The organism is Massilia timonae (genome assembly GCF_001866515.1).
Lineage (GTDB): Bacteria > Pseudomonadota > Gammaproteobacteria > Burkholderiales > Burkholderiaceae_D > Telluria > Telluria timonae.
This window is the reverse complement of record NZ_JRYB01000001.1, coordinates 1,948,795-1,957,500: the sequence shown is the minus strand read 5'-3', so window position 1 is coordinate 1,957,500 and position 8,706 is coordinate 1,948,795. Positions and strand designations below refer to the sequence as shown.

3 protein-coding genes and 2 rRNA genes are annotated in these 8,706 nt (G+C 60.1%); 1 reads left to right on the top strand and 4 read right to left on the bottom strand.

Annotation, left to right across the window (positions count from 1 at the left end):
• Nucleotides 1-76 precede the first annotated feature (76 nt).
• Nucleotides 77-487: a DUF2061 domain-containing protein gene (locus LO55_RS08455; protein ID WP_071361130.1), complete on the top strand. Its 411-nt coding sequence runs from the start codon at nucleotides 77-79 to the stop codon at nucleotides 485-487.
• Nucleotides 488-552: 65 nt separating this feature from the next.
• Here the strand turns inward: LO55_RS08455 and LO55_RS08450 are convergent, their stop codons facing one another.
• From LO55_RS08450 to LO55_RS08435, 4 genes are all read right to left on the bottom strand, one after another.
• Complete coding sequence (locus tag LO55_RS08450; RefSeq protein WP_083415256.1) at nucleotides 553-1,989, bottom strand: DUF3999 family protein; 1,437 nt, start codon at nucleotides 1,987-1,989, stop codon at nucleotides 553-555.
• A 17-nt stretch (nucleotides 1,990-2,006) separates the two neighbouring features.
• Nucleotides 2,007-5,198 (bottom strand): DUF2339 domain-containing protein, encoded by a 3,192-nt coding sequence (locus LO55_RS08445; protein WP_229410109.1) that lies wholly within the window; start codon nucleotides 5,196-5,198, stop codon nucleotides 2,007-2,009.
• A gap of 224 nt (nucleotides 5,199-5,422) precedes the next feature.
• A 5S ribosomal RNA gene (rrf, locus tag LO55_RS08440) occupies nucleotides 5,423-5,535 on the bottom strand.
• A gap of 116 nt (nucleotides 5,536-5,651) precedes the next feature.
• A 23S ribosomal RNA gene (locus LO55_RS08435) occupies nucleotides 5,652-8,543 on the bottom strand.
• Nucleotides 8,544-8,706 lie beyond the last annotated feature (163 nt).

Sequence of the window (8,706 nt, the reverse complement as noted above, 5' to 3'; positions counted from 1 at the left end):
TATTTGCTTTTCACTATAAGCGAGAATCATTATCATTTGGCTCTACAGTCAGCAACCGAAGTGAAGAGGTAACCCCATGGTCATCGCAGCGAAGAAAACCAGTCAGGTCATCACCCACATGGCGATCGCCTTCACGATCGCGTATGCGATGACGGGTTCGGTCGTATTCAGCGGCCTGGCCATCATCATCGAGCCGGTGATCAACGTCCTGCTGCTCCCGTTCCACGAAAAGGCATGGGCCGCCGTCCGCGCCCGGGCAACGTCGGAACGCGACCGCTACATGAAGATCGCTGCGGAGAAGGTCAGCCAGACGCTGATGCACATGGGCGTCGCGTTCGCCGTCATCTACTGCGCCACCGGCTCGCTCGCCTTCGGCGGCCTCGCCGCCATCCTCGAGCCGGTCTGCAATGTGCTGCTGCTTCCAATCCACGACCGGTTCTGGGACAAGCTCGAGCTGCGCATCAACAGTGGAATGCACGCCGCCTGAACCGATCATCCAGTCGCCAAGCCCGCCAGTCACCAACCGGCGGGCTTTTTTACATGCGCGAGGATTCAGGCGACCGGCCGCTCGGCGCCACGCTTGAGCTGGCGGAAGAGATGCCAGGCCATCGCACCCAATGCCAGGACGCCGCCAACCAGCAATGCCCACAACCAGCCCCGCTTGTTCCCGGATGGACTCCTGGCGTCATCGCCTGCGGCTTGCCCAGGTGGCTGCTGCCGCACCAGATTTCCAGGCTTGGCCGCCGCCAGCGCGGCCAGCTCATGTGCACTGAACCCCGGCGCCACCTGATGCAGCCCGACGCGGGCCGGGCCTGCCCCAGTGCGGCCGAAAGCCAGGGTGTAAGGCGGCTTGCCGCCGGCGACGAACACCATGCTCGCCGGCGTCCAGCCCAGGCGCAGGGCCGGCCGCTCGGACACGTCGGTCTGCGGGCGCACGATCCATTGGGAGGCATGCGTCACAGGAATTCCGACATCTCCAGAAGCCCGACGCCGCCCGTCCTGGACCATCTGGTAGAACGTCGTATTTACCAGCGACTGCAGTCGCGCCGTGGTTCGCCCTCCCGCCTCACGCCTGCGAACGGCTTCATAGTGCCCGACCTGCACCGGCATGACGACGTTCTGCCCCGTGAACACCAGGCCGAGCGAGCGCGCAGGGATCGCGATGGGCGCCGTATAGACCAGGTCCCGCCCTTCGGGGCCCGGCGAACCTTGCAGGACAATGGTGTCGAGCTGCCGCGCCGGCTGCCGCTCGACCACATATTCGGCATGAATCGCGGAGAACGCGATCGGCTTGCCGTCCAGCCAGCGGATGCGGGCATAGCGAAACGGCCGTGGCGTCAATCCGATACGGTCCTTCCGCACGCTGGCGCCCTGGTCATTGACCAGCCAGCTCAGCGCGGACTCGGCCAGCTCATGCCAGTCTTGCAGGTCGTCGCTGACGTCGAGTGCCACCCATGCGCTATAGCTCCCCATTCCCGGCGGCAGGTGCAAGATCAGCCCTCCCACCGGCGCTGCGGCCTCGACCTGCGCTGCGCGGGCGGCCGGCCGCAGGTCGAGGACCAGGCCTATCAGCTCGTCGCTGACCGTGCGCGCCGGCGCCGTCACTGAAATAACCGCGCCGTCGTTCCCGGTGCGGATCTGCAGGCTGTCGTGTACACGCCCGGCATCGCGCGCGCGACCGTGCACGGGAAAGACGGCAACCGGCGTGGCCGACCTGCTCACGGTGGCTGGCGGCGCCAGGTCGGCCAATGCGAAGGGCATCGATATGCCGGAGGCATCGAATACCCGCACGTCGTCCAGCGTCGGCGAGCGCGCGTTGAGGTACACATCGCGCGGCACCTGCAATTGCACGACGGCCTGGCCGGCGTCGACGCTGAGCGGCAGGATGTGGGAATAATCGGCCTGCGCGTCGCCCGGACTTGCGACGGCGGCAAGGGACGTCATCAACAGCGCAGCGGCGATAGCGCGTCGATCGATGAGTGCGCACATGGGCTTCTCCAGTCAGCTCAAGCGGAAGCAGGCGATGGTTCGCCATGCGCCGTTTTCGGGTAAGGCGCAATGTAGCCCACCAGGAGAAGCAGCAGTCCGACGCCGACGAAGGACACGACGCGCGCGATGCTGCCGCCGCTGGCCAGGTCGACCAGGAACAGCTTCAGTACCACGATGCCGAGCACGATCGCTCCGCCCCACCAACTGCGCCGCAAGGCCAGGCGTGCGCAGAAGCGCATGAGCACCAGCGCGCTCGCGCTCCAGACCAGGGACAGCATGGCTTGCACGAACTGCGACGCGGCGAGCGTACCGAAACGGTAGTCGATGCCGACATAGTGCGCCGCGCTGCGCAACAGGATGAGGTTAAACCAGACATAAGCCGCGATTGCGGCGCCGATCTTCAGCCGATGAAGCAGCGCGTGATGGAGCGCGGCCTGGCCGGCGAGCCGGCGCAGCGCACTGGCCCACAGCATCAACACGAAGCCGGTGGTCAGGTCGAGCGGATTCAGTAGCGGCAAATAAGGCAACGGGGCCATGGCGCCGTCATGGCCCAGGTTCCAGGCCACGGCCAGCATCGCCATCAACACGGTGCCGGCAGGGATGACGACCGCGCGATACCAGTCCGCCAGCGGTGCGCTCGGCCATTTGCCAGCCTGGCTGCGGCGCAGCAGGAGTACGATGACCAGCATCATGCCCCAGCTCGGCAGATAATTGCTCCAGGCGGCATCGATGGCCCAATCGGCTTGCGCCGCGAGGAGTGGGTCGACCGGACCGGCAAGCCAGCGGTCGATCACGATGGCGCCGGCCGGCCACAGGGCCAGCCACGGCCCGCCGGTACGCACCACGTGCAAGAGCTTGAGCAGGCCTCGATTGATTTTCAGATCGCCTGCGCGCCAACGCAGCATCGCATACTCGCCGCTCGCCCACAGGATCGCCCAGGCGATCCAGAACGTCGCTTCCGGCAGCGAGTGCTTCAGATACAGCGTGTTCAAGGCGGCTGCCGTGGTCACGGCCAGCATGCCCCAACAGGCTGCCGCAAGCCAGCGCAGTTGTGGCCACGCCAGGCGTGGAGCGAGCCGCACGCCTGCAATCGCGGTGACCGCGACCGCGACTGCGTACAGGAAGGTCCAGCGCGCATACGGATTGCCCAGCCCCGCAGGCAGGTAGTCGACCATCCTGCATGCGGCAATATTGAGGACGGGACCGAACCACCAGATGCCGGCCCACAGCAGAAGAGACGCTGCGACCGGACTGCCGGAATGCCCGGAATCGGCCTGACCGACGTCGGCGCGCTGCAGCATGCGGCTGGTCGCGAATGCCGCGCCAGCGAGCATGAAGCCTCCCAACAAGGGTTGCTCCCCGCTGGCCTCGAGCATTGCGGTGAACGACCAGCCCGGCGCGCAGACGATCCCCACGGCCGCAGCGCCTGCGATCTGGGCCGTCAGGGCCAGACCGCGCGCCAGCGGCCATGCCATGCGCAGGCCGACAAGGTACAGCAGCATGGCTGTGAACAAGGCGCCGGCCACCATCCAGTTCGCCAGGGTACCGCCAGCGGTACGGAGAACCGCTTCACTCCAGCATGCGGCCAGCAGGGCGACGGCAGCCAGCAACAGGCCGATACCGGCAACCTCCGGCAGACAGTCGTCATCGCCGGCATGCTTGCGCAGCTCGGTCGCGATGATGAACGCGCTGCCGCCGAGCAGCAGGAATCCCAGCCATGCATTGGCAGCGAGCGCCGTGTCCGCGGTGAGCCTGGATGCGGCGGCAATGAAACTCACCCAGGCGCCCACCTGCAGCAGCAGCCCGAATATCAAGGCAAGCCGGCGCCGGTTGCGCAGACCGAACCACACGAACCCGGCGCCTTCGAGCGCCCATGCGGCCGATGTCCAGCGCGCATCGAGGGCAAACGGCATGGCGAGCGTGCCGAAGATGACGCCGACCACGGCGAAGGTCTCGACCATCAGGCGTGAGCGTTCGTGCCCGCTGCGCCATAATGCGATGCCGAGGGCGAGATAGAATCCGCCCAGGCCAAGCGCGGTAAAGGCAAGGCCGAACGGCATGTCCCTGACCAGGCCGACCTGGAACCCGAATGCCAGCAGCGGCGTGCCCAGGACCAGCGTGATGTCGACGTAGTCCTTCATGCGCGTTCTCTCCCTGGTCGCGAACGCAAGCGGAATCGCGACGTAGCACAGGAAGAACAGGATCAGGAATGCTTGCGCCGACCAGTAATGGTCCGGGGTGTAGCGCAGTCCGCCCCAGGCCGCGCCGATAATGAAAGTGAAGATGAATCCCAGCAGATTGAGCGGATGCCATGAACGCGTGAAGGCCAGGGCGAACACACCGGCATTGAGCAGCGCGTAATAGGCGAAGAGTGCAACATGGCTGCCGCCTTCTCCGCTGGCCAGCAGCACGGGCGATGCGAAGCCACCCGTGATGCCGAATGCCGCGAGCCAGGGCGCTTCCTGCAGGACCGCCAGCAGGCAGGTGAATGTCGTGAGGGACACCAGCAGTGCGAACGCAAGACCGGAAGGTATCAGCGCGTAGAGTTGGTAGGCACTGAAGACCACCAGCATCAAAATGGCGATCGCCGTGCCCTGGATCGGTAGTGCGAGCTCCCTGCGCGTCAGGCGCAGGCGCCATCCCCAGGCCAGCAGCCCAAGATCGGCCAGGACCACGGCGGCCAGGCGCAGCTCGATCGGAATGGTGAAGGTCGCGGCGGCATACTTGAGCAGGAAGCCGATGCCGATGAAGAGGATCACGAGACCGAGCTTGGCCACCAGGTTGCCGGTCAGTAGCCAGGCCCTGGCGGCGACGAGCCAGCGTGGGGGCGGTTCCAGGTAAGGATCCGGGGCTGGTTCTTCGTGGGCTGTGGGTGTGGCGTCGACACCGGCTGGAGTCGGCGGCTCGGGCGCCGGCGTGGTGGCTTCGGACCGCGGTGGCGAAGGTGCGATGCTGTCTTCGGCCGAGGGCGCGCGGGGGCGGACCTTGATGAGATCGGGCAGTGGCATCGCGACCGGAACCACGTTGGCGGGACGCCACGCAGGCGCGACGGGCGATGGTGGCGTCGTGACCCGGTGCAGCCGCTCGGTCAGGGCCTCGATCCGCTGCTCCAGCTCGGCGATCCTGCTCGCCTTGCTCAGTCCCATGAGCCACGCGACAAGAAACGGATAACCCAATATTGCCAGTACCGCGAAGCCGAGCTCTTGCATGGTCGCCTCAAGGTGGATGGTGAATTCGTGGGATCGGTGCTGTTCAGTCAGCGCGGGCGATGTGGTTGTCCCTGCCGCAAAAGAATATTAAAAGCGAGAAACGATTCAGGAAGCGAATCCTGCTCTTCGTTGCGCCTCGTCAAGCGCCCATGGGCGCTCCGATTCTGGTCGCCCAAAGCAAAAAACCCCGACCAGATCACTGGACGGGGTTTTTCATATAACTAGCCTGACGATAACCTACTTTCACACTGGTTGCAGCACTATCATCGGCGCAAAGTCGTTTCACGGTCCTGTTCGGGATGGGAAGGGGTGGGACCGACTTGCTATGGTCATCAGGCTTTGACTTGTACGAGCAGTCGCGACAGTTCGCGCCTGCTCTGAATCTGGAAGAAGCAAGTTGGGTTGTAGCTTTGTATCGAGCAGCTGTACTCGACCTTGGACTACCAAGGTTATAGGGACAAGCCGTACGGGCAATTAGTACTGGTTAGCTTAATGCATTACTGCACTTCCACACCCAGCCTATCAACGTCCTGGTCTCGAACGACCCTTCAAGGAGCTCAAGGCTCCGGGAAATCTCATCTCAAGGCAAGTTTCCCGCTTAGATGCTTTCAGCGGTTATCTCTTCCGAACTTAGCTACCCGGCAATGCCACTGGCGTGACAACCGGTACACCAGAGGTTCGTCCACTCCGGTCCTCTCGTACTAGGAGCAGCCCCCTTCAAATTTCCAACGCCCACGGCAGATAGGGACCAAACTGTCTCACGACGTTTTAAACCCAGCTCACGTACCACTTTAAATGGCGAACAGCCATACCCTTGGGACCGGCTACAGCCCCAGGATGTGATGAGCCGACATCGAGGTGCCAAACTCCCCCGTCGATATGAACTCTTGGGAGGAATCAGCCTGTTATCCCCAGAGTACCTTTTATCCGTTGAGCGATGGCCCTTCCATACAGAACCACCGGATCACTATGTCCTACTTTCGTACCTGCTCGACTTGTCGGTCTCGCAGTTAAGCACGCTTATGCCATTGCACTATTAGCACGATGTCCGACCGTACCTAGCGTACCTTCGAACTCCTCCGTTACACTTTAGGAGGAGACCGCCCCAGTCAAACTGCCTACCATGCACTGTCCCCGATCCGGATAACGGACCAAGGTTAGAACCTCAAATGAACCAGGGTGGTATTTCAAGGATGGCTCCACGAGAACTGGCGTCCCCGCTTCAAAGCCTCCCACCTATCCTACACAGATTGATTCAAAGTCCAATGCAAAGCTACAGTAAAGGTTCATGGGGTCTTTCCGTCTAGCCGCGGGTAGATTGCATCATCACAAACATTTCAACTTCGCTGAGTCTCGGGAGGAGACAGTGTGGCCATCGTTACGCCATTCGTGCAGGTCGGAACTTACCCGACAAGGAATTTCGCTACCTTAGGACCGTTATAGTTACGGCCGCCGTTTACTGGGACTTCAATCAAGAGCTTGCACCCCATCATTTAATCTTCCAGCACCGGGCAGGCGTCACACCCTATACGTCCACTTTCGTGTTTGCAGAGTGCTGTGTTTTTATTAAACAGTCGCAGCCACCATTTTATTGCAACCCGTTCATCCTTCCACAGTAAAGTGGTCAAATTACTAGGGCGTACCTTATCCCGAAGTTACGGTACCAATTTGCCGAGTTCCTTCTCCCGAGTTCTCTCAAGCGCCTTAGAATACTCATCTCGCCCACCTGTGTCGGTTTGCGGTACGGTCTCGTATGACTGAAGCTTAGAGGCTTTTCTTGGAACCACTTCCGATTGCTTCGCGCTACATGAGCGCTCGTCTCGACCCCTTGAATTACGTGCCCGGATTTGCCTAAGCACCTTCTATGAGTCAAAAACTGACTATTCCAACAGTCAGACAACCTTCCGCGATCCGTCCCCCCATCGCATCATACGACGGTGCAGGAATATTAACCTGCTTCCCATCAGCTACGCATCTCTGCCTCGCCTTAGGGGCCGACTCACCCTGCTCCGATGAACGTTGAACAGGAAACCTTGGGCTTACGGCGTGCGGGCTTTTCACCCGCATTATCGCTACTCATGTCAGCATTCGCACTTCTGATACCTCCAGCATCCTTTACAAGACACCTTCGCAGGCTTACAGAACGCTCTCCTACCATATAGATCAAGTGATAAATCACGAGAAATATATCCGCAGCTTCGGTGACTGGCTTAGCCCCGTTACATCTTCCGCGCAGGACGACTCGATCAGTGAGCTATTACGCTTTCTTTAAATGGTGGCTGCTTCTAAGCCAACATCCTGACTGTTTTAGCCTTCCCACTTCGTTTTCCACTTAGCCAATCTTTGGGACCTTAGCTGGCGGTCTGGGTTGTTTCCCTCTTGACACCGGACGTTAGCACCCGATGTCTGTCTCCCAAGCTCGCACTCACCGGTATTCGGAGTTTGCAATGGTTTGGTAAGTCGCAATGACCCCCTAGCCATAACAGTGCTCTACCCCCGGTGGTGATACTTGAGGCACTACCTAAATAGTTTTCGGAGAGAACCAGCTATTTCCAAGTTTGTTTAGCCTTTCACCCCTACCCACAGCTCATCCCCTAATTTTTCAACATTAGTGGGTTCGGACCTCCAGGGCGTGTTACCGCACCTTCATCCTGGCCATGGGTAGATCACTTGGTTTCGGGTCTACACCCAGCGACTGTCGCCCTGTTCGGACTCGATTTCTCTACGGCTCCCCTATCCGGTTAACCTCGCCACTGAATGTAAGTCGCTGACCCATTATACAAAAGGTACGCCGTCACCCCACGAAGAGGCTCCGACTGTTTGTATGCACACGGTTTCAGGATCTATTTCACTCCCCTCCCGGGGTTCTTTTCGCCTTTCCCTCACGGTACTGGTTCACTATCGGTCGATTACGAGTATTTAGCCTTGGAGGATGGTCCCCCCATGTTCAGACAGGATTTCTCGTGTCCCGCCCTACTTGTCGTATGCTTAGTACCACCGTTTGAATTTCGTGTACGGGGCTATCACCCACTATGGCGTCACTTTCCAGAGACTTCCACTATTCAATCGACTATCACATACAGGCTCATCCCATTTCGCTCGCCACTACTTTGGGAATCTCGGTTGATTTCTTTTCCTGCAGCTACTTAGATGTTTCAGTTCGCCGCGTTCGCTTTGCATGCCTATGTATTCAGCATGCAATGACCTAAAAGGCCGGGTTTCCCCATTCGGAAATCTGCGGATCAAAGCTCGTTTGCTAGCTCCCCGCAGCTTATCGCAAGCTACTACGTCCTTCATCGCCTGTAATCGCCAAGGCATCCACCATGTGCACTTATTCACTTGTCCCTATAACGTTGGCCTCTGCATGAGTTACAGAGATCGTCATAGATCAAGAGTACAACTATGTTTGCTTGATACAAATTACTACTACCCTAAGTGTGCTCGCTCATCATTTCTGATTCGCTTACACGCTTAAAAAAACTTTACTTCTTCCAGATTGTTAAAGAAC

What these genes read in the sequence shown, in the direction of transcription:
- LO55_RS08455 (WP_071361130.1), top strand. Translation starts at nt 77, where the DNA reads ATGGTCATCGCAGCGAAGAAAACCAGTCAGGTCATCACCCACATGGCG.
- LO55_RS08450 (WP_083415256.1), bottom strand. Translation starts at nt 1,989, where the DNA reads ATGTGCGCACTCATCGATCGACGCGCTATCGCCGCTGCGCTGTTGATG.
- LO55_RS08445 (WP_229410109.1), bottom strand. Translation starts at nt 5,198, where the DNA reads ATGCAAGAGCTCGGCTTCGCGGTACTGGCAATATTGGGTTATCCGTTT.